Genomic DNA, 16,218 nt, shown 5'->3' with positions numbered 1-16,218 from the left:
TGAGACTCGGAGTAGGCACTCGAAGGAGGGCACATGACCGACGACAGGCCCGCATGGGCGCGGCGCATCGCTGCCGAACGGGCGGCCCGTGACTGGTCGCAGCGTGACGCCGTAAGGGCACTGCGGGCGCACGCTCCCACGGAGCTGCCCGCGGAAGACAGCATGATTCGCCAGTGGAAGCGCTGGGAGTCAGGCCAGATGCCGAACGACTTCTACCAACCGATCATCGCGGCCCTCTTCGGCACCGTGACGCACGCGCTCTTCCCGGCACCCTCACGGCGAGACGGGGATAGGGAGATCCTGGCTGCGTCCGGCATGGAGACGCTGGAGATCGTGAGTCGTCTCAACCGGTCTGATGTCGACAACGCCACGCTCGATGCTCTGCGGATCACGACGGACCGACTTGCCTCGGAGTACCCGTTCATGCCGAGCGAGCAGCTTCTCATCGAGGGGCGGCAGTGGCTTCGCCGTGTCGTCGAGCTTCACACGAAGAGCCTCACGCTTGCGCAGCACCGTGAGGTTCTCGCACTGTCCGGCTGGCTCGCGCTCCTGGTCGGCTGTGTCGAGTACGACACGGGCGCACGCCACGCTGCAGAGTCGACGCGGCAGGCGGCGCTCTCACTCGCGACCGAGGCTGACCAGGCGGAGGTCGCCGGGTGGGCGCACGAGATGCGGGCATGGTTCGCACTCACAACCGGCGACTACCGCGGCGTCATTGCGGCGGCGCAAGCCGGAGCCGAGAAGGCGCAGCACCACAGCGTGGCCGTGCAGCTCGCAGCCCAGGAGGCCAAGGCTTGGGCTCGGATCGGGGACCGCCGGCAGGTCGAGGTGGCCTTGGACAAGGGGCGGCGGTTGCTCGAAGGGATGCCTTACCCCGAGAACCTGGACAATCACTTCGTGGTTGACCCTGCCAAGTTCGACTTCTACGCGATGGACTGCTATCGCCTGGTCGGCGAAGACAAGCTTGCGCGCACGCTCGCCGAAGAGGTGCTGAGGGCGGGGACAGACTTCGACGGCTCCGAGCGCTCGCCGATGCGCAACGCGGAAGCACGGGTCACGCTCGGAGTCACGGCAGCGCGTGAGGGCGACTTGGAGCAGGCACTCATCATGGGCGAGCGGGCTCTCGAAGGGGACCGTCAGTCGGTGCCGTCGCTCATCATGACCAGCCGTGAACTTGCCGCCGAGATGAAGCGCCGTTACGGCTCAGAACCTGCGGCACAGGACTACCTTGCTCGACTGCAAGCGCTGGGACAGGAGAAGCCAGGTTTCCTGCCTCAGTGAGCGCTATCAGGAGATATTTGTGAGCGATCCGATCGGACCAAAGATCCAGCCGCAACATCTGACTGGCAACGCAGGGGAATCTCTTGTCCGCCTAACGTTCCTCGAAGCCGGCGTGCCGATGATCAGCGTGGACCAAGGGGATGATTACGGAACTGACCTAATCGCACAGGTTCCCCACAGCGGAACGAATCAACTGTCCGGCGCCCTGGTGAGAATCCAAGTAAAATGCGGAAGGTCCAAATATCATAAAAGCGATGGAACCGGCCGATGCCAGCTTGACGTCGAACATCGAGCCTACTATGCGGACGGCCCTATTCCATCGGTTCTCATCACAGTGGACCCAGACAGCAAACGAATGCATTGGGGGAACATTACCGAACAATTGCAGCGAAACCGCGACTTGACGGCGCTAAGCGCGCCTCACCCCTTCAGCACAGAGACCGTCCCTCAGATTTTAAGAGTTGCCAGACAAGCAGGTCCCGGCGACTGGGTTTTGGCTCTCTCAAACAGCGACCCAGTAGCAAGAAGAATCGCAATCGAGGGCTGCCTGTTGATGGCACATCAAGACAGCAGAGTCCTCGACCTTCTCAGGGCCTACACCACTCGAATGGAAATCGAGGATATCTCCTTCCTGGCAGCCAGGATCAGCGAAGAGGAGAGGAAACACTTCGGACAGCAAACCCTCATTGATTTCAGGCACCACTGGGGTAATGAGCTCGAAGAACTACTCCCCGCACAGCGCTCACACTGGCAGCGCCCGCCGTACCCCAGGGACCTGATGGACCAACTTGTCAACCTATTTGAATTCAGCAAGAATGACATGCTCGAGATAATCGAGAGAAACGAGGAGAGAGTTGATATCAATCTCCTCGAAAGCTCAACGCTAAAAAGCGCTGCTTCCATCCTGGATCTACGCCCAGCAGAGCACGCCGAGAGATTGATGGAAATAGTCTTCGATGGCGACAGGGGCTGGACGGCAGCAGACGGAAGGGTGCGCTATAGCGACGCCGCCACCCCTATATTCTTTATGAAAGCTCTTGAGCTAGACGCATCTAAGGTGGAGCTTACATGTGAGCGGAGAGGAATTCGCGTGATGGACGTCATCATCGCGATCTACCACGAGAAGCCGCAGCTGGCAGCCGCAATGTGGGCACTGTGGAGTGAATAAACTAGAAGTGAGCCATGAACCGGTTCGAAAGAAAGCGAGGAGGCCGGTCTCGTCACCGGCCCCCTCGCAGTCGTCGCACTCACACCAGGCGTAGAACCGGACGGCTGTCGGGCATGCCGAGCAGTTCTCTCACGCGGGCCGGCTTCCAGGCAAGCTCACGGGCTAGATCGCGAATAGTCAATTCTTGATCACGCTCCGCGAGTTCGAACGCTTGCCGCAGCATCACCGGCTGCTCTCCCGGGAATCCGCTGACCGGTTCGGCAGAGAAACCAGGCTGGCCAGCCAGCACATTCAAGCGCTGGTACGCCCGGCTTGCCGTGGCATCCGAGGCCAACCCCAATTCTCGACACCGGTAGATCAGAGACTTGACTGACACACCCCACGTCCGCGATAGGTCGGCTAGCTGCGCTAGATCCATCCTCCGTGGCAGCAGCGGGAGAATGCTGGTCCGAGGCGTGAGGAACTCGGCGGCAAACGCGTCAGCCTCGCGCTCTTGGCGAGCATCTCCGGTAGACGCCGCGTGCAGCACCAAGTGACCAAGCTCGTGAGCTGCGCTAAATCGATGCCGATACACATCGTCTGCCCGGTTCGGCGTCAAGACGACAAGGGGCCGCGGAAGGCCCCCGCTCGCGAAGGCATCGATCTTCACCGTTGCCTGGTCTGCCTCTGGCGGAGAGACGACCACAACTCCGTGAGCTTCCATTTGTCGGACCAGATGGCGGAGGGGGCCCTTCCCCAACCGCCAGCGTCTCCGGAGCTCCCGCGCAGCCCCGACGGGGTCGGCTGGAACCTCTGTCCCGGGGTGAATCTCGCCGCCAGCAAAGCCTGGCAGATCCACCAGGGGCAACCGTACGCGCTTCTCAAGCGCGTAAGTGAGCTCCCACGTCTGCCCGGCGAAGCCGAGAGCCTTGTTGCGCTGTGCCCCACTGGTCGAGCGCAACGCCCGGAAGTGAGCCATAGACGTGTCCAGCTTGCCCATCGGGCGACCCGCCAGGAAGAACTGAATGGGCACGTCTAGAACCTCGGCCAGGCGCGGAATCAACCCGACACGGGGCTTGCTGCTGCCAGTCTCATACTGTCCGATGGCCGCAGGCGACACACCGATCCCTTGCGCCACCTCCTTCTTTGTCAGTCCTGCAAGGTGGCGTGCTTGAGTCAGCCTGGGCGGGTGGAAGCCATCCCAGACGGCTTTCAGTGTTGTGTCGTCCAGGCCCAGCCCGGGGATCGTTGGATGGTCAGTCCTCATCGCTCTCAGCAGAGTCGTCCTCAGTCTCTTCCGCCGCTTCGGTCGTCGGCGGAAGCCCGAGCTTCCGCTCTTCGTCGCTACGACCAGCCATCGGCACCTCCGGCAGGTCACCGGAGTCGAAGCGATCATCATCCGCGTTCAGGTCAGACACAGCGAACAGGGGGGTCCTCTCCGGGGCGGTGAGCAGGGATCGCTCAGTCAGCCAACCGAGGGTGCCCATCTCATCCAGCAACTCAACCATGCCCCACCAGGCACGCTTGAGGCCGGAACGATCCATCTCGTAGACCACGAGGACAAGGTGCGGGCGCGGGTCCCGCTCTGCAAGTTCCGCGAGGGAAGGGCGCAGGACCAGCTCCGACGCTTCCAGATCAGGTAACGGATCCGCGACCCAGAGCTTGGTGGTAGGGCTGGTGGCCGCAAAGATCTCCTTCACGAGCCCCGACAGCTCCCTGTTCCGCGGCCAATGACTGGGCGGCTCCGTGCCATCCACCTCAGTGCAGACAGGGAACAGCAAGGTGTTGTGAACGAGTGGAAGCTTGTACCAGGTACCGGTCTTCACGATCTCGGTGCCTTCAACCCTCAGATCGAGGATGCGCTCAACAAGCCTCTCGAACTGATTGGTCATGCGCGCGCCGCCAGGCGCGAACCCATACCTCGATCGAGCTGCGGCGCGCACGTCGAGCGTCGCCTCTTGAGTGTCTTCCAGAGACCACCAGACGGCGGCGCGTATCGCATCCGCATCATCGCCGTACTGCTCTCGAGCCCACTGCGGGACCGAACTACCCACGTACCACTCCTATCTGACCGTCCGAAACTAGCGGTTAGCCAAGAACCATACACCCGACGCTTCAGTTGATCACGCGATCCTTGCATTTATGGTTCAGGATCACCTCTGATGCTCGCTCTGTCTGCGCGCATGTCCGCCACTGACGGGCGATCAGGGCATGCGGCTCTGGGGGCCAAACAGGGGGCCAAACAGAGCAGCCGAACGACGACCGTCTCGGACTGAAGTGGACGCTGTTGGACGGCGAACGCGTAGGTCAGCGGTCCCGGATCAGGGACATGCGGGCTCGGATCGCGTTCGGGACGAAGAGGTCGTGGGTTCAAATCCCGCCACCCCGACAGAGAAACACCAGGTGAGGCACCTACTCATATGAGTAGGTGCCTCACCTGTTTCGTCTGCGTGTCTATCTGCGTGACTACCGGTTCCCGAGTGTCTACGGCTGCTGCGGATCAGCGCCGAAGATCCCGTCCATGATCACAGCGCCGGTCTGGATCACGGGCCGAATCTGCTTCCGGTAGACCTCCTCGGTCACGGCCGTCCCAGAGTGCCCGACGAGCCGGGAAATCACTTCCAGCGGAACGCCACGGTCGGACAGCAGGGACACAAAGCTGTGCCGGAGCTCTCGGGGCGTCCACTCGTCGGCGTTGATCCCGTCGACATCCTTGAGCGCCTGGCGGAAGGCACGGCGGACGTTGGCCGCGTCCAACGGCTTGCCCACGGCCGAGGAGAAGACGAGCCCGTGTTCCTCCCACTTGTCGTCGGCGGCGAGCCGATCCCAGCCCTGATCTTCGAACTGCTGCCAGAGGGCTTCGACGCAACGCGCCGGCAGGGCGAGCGTGCGCCGCGACTTGCGGGTCTTGGTGTCTCCGCTCCGCCGGACCGAGCGCCACACCGCGATGTGCGGAGGCTGCGGCGGGTCGGCGTCCGGCTTGCCCTTGAGGAAGACGTGGTCCCAGGTGAGCGCCCGCAGCTCCTCGGTACGGGCACCGGTCAGCAGGGCGACGACGATGTACGCGTGCATCGAGGTCCCCACGGCACCCTTGAGCACGGCCTCAGCCTGGGCGAAGGTGAGCGCCTTTAAAACGTGCAGTTGAACACCAGGGCCTGCAGGGCGTCGTACCGGGCCGGCGGTGCGTCGGTGGCGGGCGGCGAAGCGGTCACACAGTCCTCCCAGAGCCCTTTGCGCAGCACGGTGATCGGCGGCGCACGTCCACATCCGGCTCCAGCCTGTGGGCCGACCTCGGCAACCGCCACCACAGCGCCGCCGAATGGCCCCGGCATGCTCGAGGCGCCGGAGTCCACACGGCCGCCTCGGTCGGCGGCGGACGAGTGGCCGGGGCAGACGGGCATGCCTACGTTCGGCTCATGGGCACAGGAAGCGAGATCGAGTCGCGGAACACGGCAGCAGCGGAGGACGTCGCGCACCTGTTGGTGCGTTGTCTGCGGGCCGAGGGCGTGGAGTACGTCTTCGGGATCCCCGGTGAGGAGAACATCCGGTTCGTCGACGCGCTGGACGGCTCGGGGATCCGGTACATCCTGGTGCGGCACGAGCAGGCCGCCTCGTTCATGGCGGAGATCTACGGGCGGCTGGCCGGCCGGGCCGGAGTGTGTTCGGCGACGCTGGGGCCCGGCGCGATCAATCTGCTGTTGGGCACGGCGGACGCCATGACCAACAGCGCGCCGATGGTGGCCCTGGCGGCTCAGGGGTCGCTGCGGCGTATCCACAAGGAGTCGCACCAGGTCATCGACCTCGTGTCGATGTTCGCTCCGGTGACCCAGTGGTCAGCCCGTATCGAGTGTTCGGAAGCGGTGCCGGAGATGACCCGCAAGGCGTTCAAGACCGCGCAGAGCGAGCGGCCCGGTGCCGTGTTCCTGGCCGTGCCGGAGGACATCGAAGCGGAGCGTCCCGCCGGGCCGCTCGCGCCCTTGCAGATCGACGCGGTGCGTGCCGATGCGCCCTCTCCCTCCCAGATCGCGCGGGCGGTCGAGGTGCTCGCCGCCGCACGGCACCCCGTCGTGCTGGCGGGCCACGGCGCCGCCAGATCCGGGGCCTCGGCCGCCCTGGCGCGGTTCGCCGAGCGACTGGACATCCCGGTCGCGACCACATTCCACGGCAAGGGCGTCTTCCCCGACGACCACCCGAACGCCCTCGGCGCGGTCGGCTTCATGCGCCACGACTACGGCAACTTCGGCTTCGACACCGCCGACGTGCTGGTCTGCGTGGGCTACGAGATCCAGGAGTTCGACCCCGCCAAGATCAACCCGAACGGCGACAAACGAATCGTTCACGTGCACCATTTCCCCGCCGAGGTCGACGCCCACTATCCGGTCGCCGTGGGCGTCGAAGGAGACCCCTCTCAGGCACTGGACGCACTCACGGCAGCACTGCCCGAAGGGCTCACCTACGACTCGGGAAGCGGCGCGAAGATCCGTACGCTGCTCGACGAAGAACTCCAGTACGGACGCGACAACGACGCGTTCCCCGTAGTGCCGCAGCGCGTGGTGCACGATGTCCGCACCGCTCTGGACCGCCACGACATCGTCCTCGCCGACACCGGCGCCGGAAAGATGTGGATGTCCCGTCTCTACCCGACCTACGAACCGGACACCTGCCTGGTCTCCAACGGCCTGTCCACCATGGGTTTTGCGCTGCCGGGCGCCATCGCCGCCAAGCTCGCCCGGCCGGACCGACGAGTCCTGGCGATGATGGGCGACGGCTCCTTCCTGATGAACTCCCAGGAACTGGAGACCGCCGTCCGTGAGCGCATCCCGCTCGTCGTCCTCGTCCTGGTGGACCAGGAATACGGCCTGATCACCTGGAAGATGGAACTCGAACTCGGCCGCCACAGCCACACCCGGTTCACCAACCCCGACTTGGTCACCTACGCCGAAAGCTTCGGTGCACGCGGCTACGCCGTCGAAGCCGCCGACCAACTGCTGCCCACACTGCGCCGCGCCCTCGACGACGACACGGTCTCCGTGATCGCCTGTCCCGTCGACTACTCCGAGAACCTGCGCCTGACCGACAGACTGGGCAGCCTCCACGGCCCGTTCTGACACCCGATCAGCCACCCTGAAACGAAGCACCCATTCACATCCGCAACGTGGGTGCCTCAGATGCCACCACCTCGCCGCTTCTCCGTCTGGGGGAAATCTGGGAGAAGCTCCTCTCCCAGAGCCCGTCGAAGAACACCCCAGACCGACGGAGACCGACGCCCTGACCTGTGCAAACGTCGAGGACGGCAGCTACGGCGCGTGCATGTCTTTCGTTCGGGACAAAAAGGCCGTGGGTTCAAATCCCGCCGCCCCGACAGTGCAGTACCAGGTCATAGGCCTGATCCGTAGCGCGGTTCAGGCCTATGAGCGGTATCGGGGGACGTTACGGGCGCCGTTCGGGAGCCGGGTTCATATCCCGGCACCCGAACGGCCCCGTCACCCCGTCGCAGCCGGTTCGGCGCCACGGTCGGCGGGGAGGGCGCGGAAGGTCTCGGCCACCGTGGTGTTGGCGATCGTCACGACCGCCATGGCGCCTGCCGCGACGGGGTGTCCCACTCCGTACAGAGCGGCGGCGCCACCGCCGAGCACCAGCGCCTTCACCACCAGGACGAGCGGAAGCCGCGGCCGCCACCGCGCCCGGGGTGCGGCGAACAGCGCCCAGACCACGACGGCCAGCAGAGGTGCTCCCACACCGAGCAGGATTCGGAAGACGCCCTCGGGACCCGTGTGGGATCCCCACCAGCCCAGGCAGACCAACGCGGCAAGCTCCAACAGGAACGCCAGGGCTTCATTCGCGGCATACCAGGGCCGTGCATCAAGCCCCGCCACACCACCACTGCTCCCCGCCATCTGCCTCTCCCGCTGCTCCGGTGCACCCGGCACGACACCGCCCAGAGCGTAAACGCCGCGTTCACGGGACTGCGGACAGGGTCGGCTTCAGACAGCGCCCGCACCATCCACCGGTCCCGCCGTCCAGGTCGGTGCCGAACCGGCCGATGCCACACACGATCCGGTGGGCGAAAAAGGTTGCGGTCGGTGACTGAAGTCCCCTTCCCGGCTCTGCGTGCCAGGGCCGAGGGTTCCCGATCCGACCGGATTGACACGTAGAGTGAGCAGTCGTGTCACTGCGTGACCGCGGTGGGTGGCGTGGTCGGGCACGTGGTGCGTCACCCCGGCACAGCTGCCCGGGCGGTCACCCTGGTCCCGGGCGGGTGAGGAGTACGGATGAGCCAGTGGGGTGTGGTGGTGGCCGGTGGCGTGGTCGTCGGCTACGGGGCGCTCTCGCGGCGGCTGTCGACGACGGTGCTGTCCGGGCCCCTGGTGTTCGTCGTATGCGGGCTGGCGATCGGGCCCCTGGGCCTGGACCTGCTGAACGCGGACCGGGATCCGGAGGTCATCCGGACGCTGTTGGAGAGCGCGCTCGTCCTCGTGCTGTTCACGGACGCGGCGGCGATCAGGATCGGGGACCTGCGCAGGGAGGGGTTCCTGCCGTTACGGCTGCTCGTGGTCGGGCTGCCCGTCACGATGGCGCTGGGGTGGCTGGTGGCCTGGCCCCTCCTGCCCGGTCTGGGTGTGTGGGAGCTGGCGCTGGTCGGCGTCATCCTGGCTCCGACGGACGCCGCGCTCGGACAGCAGGCTTTCTCCAACAAGCGGGTCCCGGCGCTGGTCCGAGGCGGTTTGGGCGTCGAATCGGGTCTGAACGACGGTCTGGTGCTCCCGTTCTTCGTGCTGGCGCTGGCGGCGGCGGGCGAGGCGGAGGGGCATCCGGGCGTCGTCGTGACGTTCCTGCGTGCGCTGCTGCTGAGCGGTGCGATCGGACTCGCCGCCGGTTGGATCGGGGCGGGCGTGTTGCGTCGGTCGGTTGCCCAGGACGGGAGCACCCCTGCGTGGCGGCAGTTCCTGACGTTCGCCGTTCCCGTGATCACCTACGCGCTGTGTGACGCGGGCGAAGGCAGCGGCTTCATCGGCGCCTGGGCCGCCGGTCTGGCCTTCGGAAGCCGGCTGCGTGGCGCGCCGTCAGGACGTGTCGCTTACGCCGAAGGCCCGAGTCCCACACAGAGCGCGAAGTTCAGCGAGCGGCTCGGGCTCCTGCTCTCCTCGGTGAGCTTCCTGGTCTTCGGCGCGGTCATCCTGGGGCCGGTCCTTCAGCACCTGACGTGGCGGACGGTGGTCTACGCGCTGATCAGCCTGACCGCGGTCCGGATGCTGCCGGTCGCTCTGGCCCTGGCCGGCACCGGTCTGCGGGCCGCATCCGTCGCCTACATCGGGTGGTTCGGTCCGCGCGGGCTCGCCTCGCTGGTCTTCGGTCTGCTGGCCTTCGGGGAGCACCTGCCCGGAGCGACGCTGCTGAACGGCGTCATCGCCGTGACCGTGGGCCTGAGCGTTCTCCTCCACGGTGCCACGGCCCCGTTTCTGGGAAACCGCTACGGCGACTGGTTCACCAGGACGCTCCGTACCGAACCGGGCCTGCGGGAGAACGCGCTCAGCGCCGACAACGCCCCGGGCGCACGAGGCCCCGACGACCCTTGACGAACACGGCGACTGTGCCACCCGTGGCGTTCGAACTCGCCGATGACGAACCCCGGGTTGTGCTGGACGGCCCCGCGCCGAGTGCTTCCGCAGGCGTCGGCGGTCGCAGCAGCTCTCCTTCCGCACCTCGTCCAGCCATGGGCTGGGCCTGGGCTAGGGAGCGAGCGACCCGTGCTGGTTGCCTGAAGCGGAATGCCAGGCCTGCATGCCCGCTCGGGACGCCTCCTTGGCCTGCCGCCATTTCATGGCCGCCTGCTGGGACGGAGGCACGTCCATGGCGCGGACCATGCGCCGGCCTGCGGCGAACACGGCGATGGCCATGATGCCCATGCCGGTGCACGCCACCACGGCACCGGCCGCGGTGAGCACGGCACCGGCCGTGACGAGCCGGGTGTCGATGTCGATCGAGCGCAGGGACTGGTGATGGTTCATGACTCCACCTTCCAACAGCAGGCGACCACCTCGCATCCCGGGCAACGGCACAAGAGGCCGGAGCACCCCCGTACTGGTGGGTGCGGCCCGGCGGCAGGCGAGGTGCCGGCCGGAAGCGCTCGGGGTACCCAGTGGATCGTTGGAGCCACCAGGGCCCTCGTGGCACACGACACGAATGGGGTGAAGTTCATGGGCCACGGCGGCCACGCGAGCGCCGCGCCCTGGTCGACGGCGGTGAGGGCGACGCTGCACTGCCTGACCGGATGCGCCATCGGCGAGATCCTCGGCATGGTCGTCGGCACCGCCCTGTTGTGGGGCAACGTGCCGACCATGACCCTTGCCATCGCCCTGGCCTTCGTCTTCGGCTACTCCCTCACCCTCTTCGCGGTGATACGCGCCGGGCTGTCCCTCAAGGCCGCGGTCAAGGTGGCGCTGGCCGCCGACACCGTCTCCATCGCAATCATGGAACTGGTCGACAACGCCATCGTCGCGCTGGCGCCGGGAGCGATGGAGGCACAGCTGTCGGACGGGCTGTTCTGGTACGCGCTGCTCGGTGGCTTCGCCGTGGCGTTCGTGATCACCACACCGGTCAACAAGTGGATGATCGGCCGCGGCAAGGGCCACGCCGTCGTCCACGCCCATCACTGACCTGCGGCGGACGCGGTGACGATCCACACGTGCCCGGGTATGCGGACCCCTTCGGTGGTCTCGAACTCCACAAGGGCGTCGCGTACTTCGGAGCGGATGCGAGCGGTGGTCTCCGGCTCGACCTCGCGCAGGTTGTGGCGCACCGGGCCCATGGCGAGGATGAAGTCGGTGGCCTCGCCCGCGTCGGCGCCGAAGGTCATGGGGGCTTCGGCCGGGGCCACCTCGATGTCGGCGAATCCGGCGGCGGTGAGCACCCGGCGGATACGCGCGGGGTCGAGGAGGGATCCCATGCCCCTGGCGGCGGGGGACGCCTCACGCAGGAACGGGGAGAGTGCGGCGGTCGCACGGGCGTAGGCGCTGTCCGGGCTCTGACCGAGAAGCCCGGCGCCCGCCCCGGCCTGTCCGCGGCGGAAACGGCGGACGTCCTCTACGCCCTGCTCAGTCCGGAGCTCTTCCTCGCCCTGACCCGCGACCGCGCGTGGCCGGCGGACAAGTGGGAGCGATGGGCGTACGACACCCTCCGCTCCCACCTGCTGGTCAGCGGGGCGGAGCCCGGCAGTTTTCCGGCGTGACACATTGCCGATCGCTCACCGGGGCAGCCGGTGACATGGTGGCAGCAGAAGCTGCGGAAACAGCGGCGGCAGCGGCGGCGAACACCGTTCACGGAAGGGGCACCACATGATCATCTTCGGTACCAAGGGATATCTGTACCAGCTCGCGATACTGACCCTGGTGTGTACCCGGTGCGGGAATCCCTCCGCGCACGCGCTCAGGAAGCGGGTCACGAAGTTCACCCTGTTCTTCGTGCCGCTGTTCCCGGTCTCGACGAAGTACTCGACCCAGTGCACCTTCTGCGGCGCGGAGTCGAAGCTCTCCCAGGAGCAGGCCGAGCAGTTGCAGGCGCAGGACGCGGGCGGTCCCGGCGGCGGGCAGCCGCACGGGCAGCCGCCCCAGCAGCACCAGCAGCCGCACCAGCCGTGAGGAAGTCGGAGAGCGTCAGAGGTACGGGCCCGCCGGGACGGCCCATGGGGCGGCCACGGCGACCGGGGTCAGGGCCGGTGGTCGGGGCTGGTGGTCGGGGCTGGTGGTCGGGGGCGGGGCCCGGTCGGCCGGACCCCGGCCGCCGCGCTCACAGCGCTGTCGCCGTGTGGAGGATCCAGAACAGGGTCACGGCCGCGTTGGCCGAGGACATCGCCGACACGGCCGTACCGGCGGCCGCTCCCCAGGCGGCCAGGCCCACCGAGGTGAACACCGTCGGCCAGGGCCCCGTCGCCGGAGCCGGGGCGAGCAGCGCGGCCACCCGGCGGGGAACCGGTCCCGGCGCCGCGAACGGCGCTCCGGACGCCGCGAACGCCGGCGGGGGCGGGCCGGACCGGGAGGCGAGCGCCGCCTTGCCGATGGCGGTGGCGACGGTACGGCGGTCACCGACCGTACGGGCCGCCTCCTCGTCCGCCCAGCGTTCCGCCGCGTACGACACCGCCGTACGCAGCGGGCGCAGGAACGGGTTGGCGTGCGCGGCCAGCCGGACGGCCAGCAGGAAGCGGTGATGGCGCGCGGTCAGGTGGGCGCGCTCGTGGGCGAACAGGGCACGGCGTTCGCCGGAATCCAGCCGGTCGAGGAGAGCGGTGGTGACCACGACCCGGTCCCGGCCCGACCCGCCGCCCGGGAGCGCGTACGCGTACGGGGTGCCGTCGGGCAGGACCGCCACCTCCGTGTCCGGCAGGCCGGCCAGGGCACGGTGGGCGCGTCGGCGGGCCCGGCCGTGCCGCCGCAGCGTGCGCGCACAGACCAGCAGGACCGCGCACAGGGCCGGGATGGCCGCCTTGCCCACGACCTCGTCGTAGGGGACCGCCGCCCGCACCTCCGGGTCCGACCAGCCGTCGGGCAGCGGATTGCCGGGCAGGGTGGCGGTGCCGACCACCATCACCAGGCACAGGCACACCGTGCTGCACACCGCCATCACCGCCGCGACCCAGGTCAGCATCCGGGTCGCGGTCCGCGGGTGCAGATGCTGTTCGGCGAGCCGGGCGATCGGCCATGCGGTCAGCGGCAGAACGAGCGGAAGGAAGACGAACACCCCCATGAGGTTTCAGTCTTCCCCGTCGCCCCGGGGCTGACCCAGCAGTTCCCGCAGCAGCCGTTCGTCGTCCGGGCCGAGACCGGTGACGAAGCTGGCCAGGACCGCCTCCCGGTCGCTCTCGGCGTCCAGCACCCTGCGCATCCGGTGCGCCGCGAGGCCGGCGTGGTCGGAGGCGGGCGTCCAGGCGAAGGAGCGGCCCGCGCGTTCACGGGTGACCGCGCCCTTGGCCAGCAGCCTGGTCAGGATCGTGATGACCGTCGTGTAGGCGAGGTCCTGGCCCAGACGGTCCTGCACCCAGCCGGCCGTCGCCGGGCCGTCCGCCTCCCGGAGCGCCGACAGCACGAGTGCCTCCAACTCGCCCTGCCCCCGCCGCCGGTGGCGCTGACCGCGCCCCTGATCGCCCTCGACCACGGCCCGTCTCCCTTCCGCCGCCCTCCCGTTCCCGGGCGGTCATCGTATAGACACGTGCACGCCGTCAAATTCTCTACATTGCTGTAGATTCTACGGGCGGCATCCGGCAACGGCTCACGAGAAGGACGGACCCCCATGTTCGGGTTGAGCGAACTCGCGATCATCCTCATCGTCGTCATCGCCGTTCTCGGTGCGAAGAAGCTGCCCGAGCTGGCCCGCTCGGCCGGCAAGTCCGCCCGCATCCTCAAGGCCGAGGCCCGCGCGGCCAAGGAGGACGAGCGGGAGGAGCAGGCACGGGAGCAGGGCCGGCAGCCGGACGCCCCTCGCGTCATCCAGGGCGAGACCGTCACCCGGGACACGGCCGCCGACGGCCGCACCCGGCAGCACCGGCCCTGAGCCGGAGCCCGGAGCCGGAGCCCGGAGCCCGGAGCCGGGACCGCCTGCGAGTTCGGAGCAGCGAAGTACGGCCCTGTTCGACGCCGTTCACCGAGTGCTCCTGGAACCGTCTGCGTGTATACGGCAGTCTTTCCTCTCGTGGTGATCCTTCCGAATCAGACCCCGCCGGACGATCTCCCCGCACACATGGTGGTGTGCGGGGACGACGGGCTCGCGCATCGGCTCGCCGCCGAACTGCGGGGCGTGTACGGCGAACAGGTCACCCTCGTCGTGCCGCCGTCCGGACTCCGGGTGCGGGAACCCGTGGTCGGGCGGGCCCGCGCGGCCTCCGCCGCCCTGCTCGACCGGTTCGTGAACGCCACCGTCAACCGCGGCAACGGCGGTTTTGACGGCGTGTCCGACCAGCGGCTGGTGGAGGCCGCCGAGCCGACCGACGCCGTACTCGCCGAGGTGGGCGTGGCGCGGGCCGCCGCACTGGCCCTGGTGTACGACGACGACGAGACCAACATCCGCGCCGCCCTCACCGCCCGCCGGATCAACCCCCGGCTGCGCCTCGTGCTGCGCCTCTACAACCGCCGCCTGGGCCGGCACATAGAGGAACTGCTCGACCAGGCAGCCGGGTTGGCCGGCGGTGACCCGCACGGGCGCGGGGACCCCGTCGTCGACACGTCCACCACCGTGCTGTCCGACGCCGACACGGCCGCGCCCGCCCTGGTCGCCACCGCGCTCGTCGGCACCAGCAAGATCGTCGACACCGACGGGCTGATGCTGCGCGCGGTGGAACGGCGCCCGCCGCGCCCCGGCGAGGTGGCCGATCCCGGGCTGTGCACCCTGGCGTTGCTGTCCGCGACGAGCAACGACCCCGGCGGGGCGGAGGGTTCGGAGGACAGCGGCGACCAGGGGCCGCAGATGCTGCCCGACGCGGACGCCGTCGCGGCGGCGACCGGACGCGGCACGATGGTGCTGGAGCAGGTGTCGTACTCCGGACCGCCGTTGCCGGTGGTGCGGGCCCAGGTGCCGCCCTTCGCCTCCCTGTTCTCGCGGCGGCTGCGGTGGTCGCTGGCGGGGCTGGCGGCGGCCGTGGTGGCGCTGACGGTGACCCTGACCCTGGTCACGAAGGACAATCCGCTGCACGCCACCTACGTCACCCTGCTCGACCTCTTCTCGATCAACGATCCCGCGCACAACGCGTCCAGGAGCGAGCAGATACTGCAACTGCTGTCGGGGATAGTCGGGTTGCTGATGCTGCCGGTGATGGTGGCGGCGGTGCTGGAGGCGCTGGGGACGTTCCGCACCGCCTCGGCGCTGCGGAAACCGCCGCGCGGGCTGAGCGGGCACCTGGTGCTGCTGGGGCTCGGCAAGATCGGCACCCGGGTGCTGACGCGGCTGCACGAGTTGCACATCCCCGTGGTGTGCGTCGAGGCCGACCCGGAGGCACGGGGCATGGCCACGGCGCGGCGGCTGGGCGTGCCGGTGGTCCTCGGGGACGTCACGCAGGAGGGCGTGCTGGAGGCCGCGAAGATCCAACGGGCCGACGCGCTGCTCGCGCTGACCAGCGCCGACACCACGAACCTGGAGGCCGTGCTGTACGCGCGGTCCGTGCGGTCCGATCTGCGGGTCGTCCTGCGGCTGTACGACGACGATTTCGCGACGGCCGTGTACCGCACCCTGCGGGCCGCGCACCCCGACGCGCTGACCCGGAGCCGCAGCGTCTCCCACCTGGCCGCGCCCGCGTTCGCGGGGGCGATGATGGGTCGGCAGATCCTGGGGGCGATCCCGGTCGAGCGGCGGGTGCTGGTGTTCGCGGCGCTGACCGTGGGCGGGCATCCGCAGCTGGAGGGCAGGACGGTCGGTGAGGCGTTCCGGGCCGGGGCGTGGCGGGTGCTGGCCCTGGACACGGCGGCCACGGCGGTCCGCCCGCCGGGCACGGGCGGGGACGGAAGCCGCGACGGAACCGGGCCCGGGGGCCCCGGGAACCCCGGAACCCCCGGGCCCCCCGGAAACAGGGGCAGGGGCGCGAACGGCAACGCCGGTCCGGCGGAGGCGGGACCGTCGGGGCTGATCTGGGACCTGCCCGACACGTACGTCCTGCGCAGCGAGGACCGGGTGGTGCTGGGCGCCACCCGGCGGGGGCTGGCGGAACTGCTCCGGCGCAGGGGAAGGGAGCGGACCGGAGCGTGACGTGCCGGGTGCCGTCGCTCCCCCGGGCCGCGGCCCGGGAAGCGCCTCTCCCCCGGCCGCCCCAG

15 protein-coding genes, 1 tRNA gene and 1 pseudogene are annotated in these 16,218 nt (G+C 68.5%); 9 read left to right on the top strand and 8 right to left on the bottom strand.

Annotated features, from left to right (window positions below):
- The first annotated feature begins 33 nt into the window (after positions 1–33).
- Both JL475_RS28160 and JL475_RS28155 read left to right on the top strand, forming a co-directional pair.
- Positions 34–1,281 (top strand): XRE family transcriptional regulator, encoded by a 1,248-nt coding sequence (locus JL475_RS28160; protein WP_202280771.1) that lies wholly within the window; start codon positions 34–36, stop codon positions 1,279–1,281.
- 19 nt (positions 1,282–1,300) lie between these two features.
- Positions 1,301–2,449, top strand: coding sequence for a DUF4365 domain-containing protein (locus tag JL475_RS28155; RefSeq protein WP_202280770.1), 1,149 nt, complete (start codon positions 1,301–1,303; stop codon positions 2,447–2,449).
- 79 nt (positions 2,450–2,528) lie between these two features.
- On the opposite strand, the gene JL475_RS28150 is transcribed toward JL475_RS28155, so the two are convergent.
- The 3 genes and pseudogenes from JL475_RS28150 to JL475_RS28140 form a co-directional block, all read right to left on the bottom strand.
- Positions 2,529–3,695, bottom strand: coding sequence for an ImmA/IrrE family metallo-endopeptidase (locus JL475_RS28150; RefSeq protein ID WP_202280769.1), 1,167 nt, complete (start codon positions 3,693–3,695; stop codon positions 2,529–2,531).
- Positions 3,685–4,482: a hypothetical protein gene (locus JL475_RS28145; RefSeq protein WP_202280768.1), complete on the bottom strand. Its 798-nt coding sequence runs from the start codon at positions 4,480–4,482 to the stop codon at positions 3,685–3,687. Before JL475_RS28145 ends, JL475_RS28150 begins: the two co-directional genes overlap by 11 nt.
- Positions 4,483–4,912: 430 nt before the next feature.
- A pseudogene (locus JL475_RS28140) lies at positions 4,913–5,557 on the bottom strand (tyrosine-type recombinase/integrase); the annotation flags it as partial.
- A 287-nt stretch (positions 5,558–5,844) separates the two neighbouring features.
- On the opposite strand from JL475_RS28140, the gene JL475_RS28135 reads away from it, so the two are divergent.
- Together JL475_RS28135 and JL475_RS28130 are read left to right on the top strand one after the other, a co-directional pair.
- Entirely contained in the window at positions 5,845–7,536 is a 1,692-nt protein-coding gene (locus JL475_RS28135; protein ID WP_202280767.1) for an acetolactate synthase large subunit, read from the top strand.
- Between the two features lie 175 nt (positions 7,537–7,711).
- Positions 7,712–7,792, top strand: a tRNA-Pro gene (locus JL475_RS28130).
- Between the two features lie 119 nt (positions 7,793–7,911).
- Here the strand turns inward: JL475_RS28130 and JL475_RS28125 are convergent.
- On the bottom strand, positions 7,912–8,325 hold the full coding sequence (locus tag JL475_RS28125) for a YrdB family protein (protein WP_202280766.1): 414 nt from the start codon (positions 8,323–8,325) through the stop codon (positions 7,912–7,914).
- A 375-nt stretch (positions 8,326–8,700) separates the two neighbouring features.
- Here JL475_RS28125 and JL475_RS28120 point away from each other — a divergent pair, with 375 nt between their 5' ends.
- Positions 8,701–10,005, top strand: a complete 1,305-nt coding sequence (locus JL475_RS28120) for a sodium:proton antiporter (protein WP_202280765.1) — start codon at positions 8,701–8,703, stop codon at positions 10,003–10,005.
- 153 nt (positions 10,006–10,158) lie between these two features.
- Here the strand turns inward: JL475_RS28120 and JL475_RS28115 are convergent, their stop codons facing one another.
- Positions 10,159–10,437, bottom strand: coding sequence for a hypothetical protein (locus JL475_RS28115; RefSeq protein WP_202280764.1), 279 nt, complete (start codon positions 10,435–10,437; stop codon positions 10,159–10,161).
- A gap of 189 nt (positions 10,438–10,626) precedes the next feature.
- Between JL475_RS28115 and JL475_RS28110 the strand changes: the two genes are divergently transcribed.
- Positions 10,627–11,085, top strand: a complete 459-nt coding sequence (locus tag JL475_RS28110; protein WP_202280794.1) for a DUF4396 domain-containing protein — start codon at positions 10,627–10,629, stop codon at positions 11,083–11,085.
- Here the strand turns inward: JL475_RS28110 and JL475_RS28105 are convergent.
- Positions 11,079–11,375, bottom strand: coding sequence for a hypothetical protein (locus JL475_RS28105; protein WP_202280763.1), 297 nt, complete (start codon positions 11,373–11,375; stop codon positions 11,079–11,081). The two genes, JL475_RS28110 and JL475_RS28105, sit on opposite strands and share 7 nt — an antisense overlap.
- A gap of 388 nt (positions 11,376–11,763) precedes the next feature.
- On the opposite strand from JL475_RS28105, the gene JL475_RS28100 reads away from it, so the two are divergent.
- Positions 11,764–12,066, top strand: coding sequence for a zinc-ribbon domain-containing protein (locus JL475_RS28100; RefSeq protein ID WP_202280762.1), 303 nt, complete (start codon positions 11,764–11,766; stop codon positions 12,064–12,066).
- A gap of 148 nt (positions 12,067–12,214) precedes the next feature.
- On the opposite strand, the gene JL475_RS28095 is transcribed toward JL475_RS28100, so the two are convergent.
- Together JL475_RS28095 and JL475_RS28090 are read right to left on the bottom strand one after the other, a co-directional pair.
- Positions 12,215–13,168 carry a M56 family metallopeptidase gene (locus JL475_RS28095; protein WP_202280761.1) on the bottom strand — a complete coding sequence of 318 codons (954 nt, stop codon included), beginning with the start codon at positions 13,166–13,168 and terminating at the stop codon, positions 12,215–12,217.
- Between the two features lie 6 nt (positions 13,169–13,174).
- A complete protein-coding gene (locus JL475_RS28090; protein WP_202280760.1) occupies positions 13,175–13,576 on the bottom strand; it encodes a BlaI/MecI/CopY family transcriptional regulator in 402 nt (133 codons plus the stop codon).
- 135 nt (positions 13,577–13,711) lie between these two features.
- Between JL475_RS28090 and JL475_RS28085 the strand changes: the two genes are divergently transcribed.
- Complete coding sequence (locus tag JL475_RS28085; protein ID WP_202280759.1) at positions 13,712–13,972, top strand: twin-arginine translocase TatA/TatE family subunit; 261 nt, start codon at positions 13,712–13,714, stop codon at positions 13,970–13,972.
- A 186-nt stretch (positions 13,973–14,158) separates the two neighbouring features.
- Positions 14,159–16,153, top strand: coding sequence for a TrkA family potassium uptake protein (locus tag JL475_RS28080; RefSeq protein WP_202280793.1), 1,995 nt, complete (start codon positions 14,159–14,161; stop codon positions 16,151–16,153).
- Positions 16,154–16,218 lie beyond the last annotated feature (65 nt).

The organism is Streptomyces sp. M2CJ-2 (genome assembly GCF_016757295.1).
In the GTDB taxonomy this organism is placed as follows: domain Bacteria; phylum Actinomycetota; class Actinomycetes; order Streptomycetales; family Streptomycetaceae; genus Streptomyces.
This window is presented reverse-complemented; position numbering and strand designations above follow the sequence as displayed.

What these genes read in the sequence shown, in the direction of transcription:
- JL475_RS28125 (WP_202280766.1), bottom strand. Translation starts at nt 8,325, where the DNA reads ATGGCGGGGAGCAGTGGTGGTGTGGCGGGGCTTGATGCACGGCCCTGG.
- JL475_RS28085 (WP_202280759.1), top strand. Translation starts at nt 13,712, where the DNA reads ATGTTCGGGTTGAGCGAACTCGCGATCATCCTCATCGTCGTCATCGCC.
- JL475_RS28150 (WP_202280769.1), bottom strand. Translation starts at nt 3,695, where the DNA reads ATGAGGACTGACCATCCAACGATCCCCGGGCTGGGCCTGGACGACACA.
- JL475_RS28115 (WP_202280764.1), bottom strand. Translation starts at nt 10,437, where the DNA reads ATGAACCATCACCAGTCCCTGCGCTCGATCGACATCGACACCCGGCTC.
- JL475_RS28160 (WP_202280771.1), top strand. Translation starts at nt 34, where the DNA reads ATGACCGACGACAGGCCCGCATGGGCGCGGCGCATCGCTGCCGAACGG.
- JL475_RS28080 (WP_202280793.1), top strand. Translation starts at nt 14,159, where the DNA reads ATGGTGGTGTGCGGGGACGACGGGCTCGCGCATCGGCTCGCCGCCGAA.
- JL475_RS28105 (WP_202280763.1), bottom strand. Translation starts at nt 11,375, where the DNA reads ATGGGATCCCTCCTCGACCCCGCGCGTATCCGCCGGGTGCTCACCGCC.
- JL475_RS28095 (WP_202280761.1), bottom strand. Translation starts at nt 13,168, where the DNA reads ATGGGGGTGTTCGTCTTCCTTCCGCTCGTTCTGCCGCTGACCGCATGG.
- JL475_RS28110 (WP_202280794.1), top strand. Translation starts at nt 10,627, where the DNA reads ATGGGCCACGGCGGCCACGCGAGCGCCGCGCCCTGGTCGACGGCGGTG.
- JL475_RS28120 (WP_202280765.1), top strand. Translation starts at nt 8,701, where the DNA reads ATGAGCCAGTGGGGTGTGGTGGTGGCCGGTGGCGTGGTCGTCGGCTAC.
- JL475_RS28135 (WP_202280767.1), top strand. Translation starts at nt 5,845, where the DNA reads ATGGGCACAGGAAGCGAGATCGAGTCGCGGAACACGGCAGCAGCGGAG.
- JL475_RS28100 (WP_202280762.1), top strand. Translation starts at nt 11,764, where the DNA reads ATGATCATCTTCGGTACCAAGGGATATCTGTACCAGCTCGCGATACTG.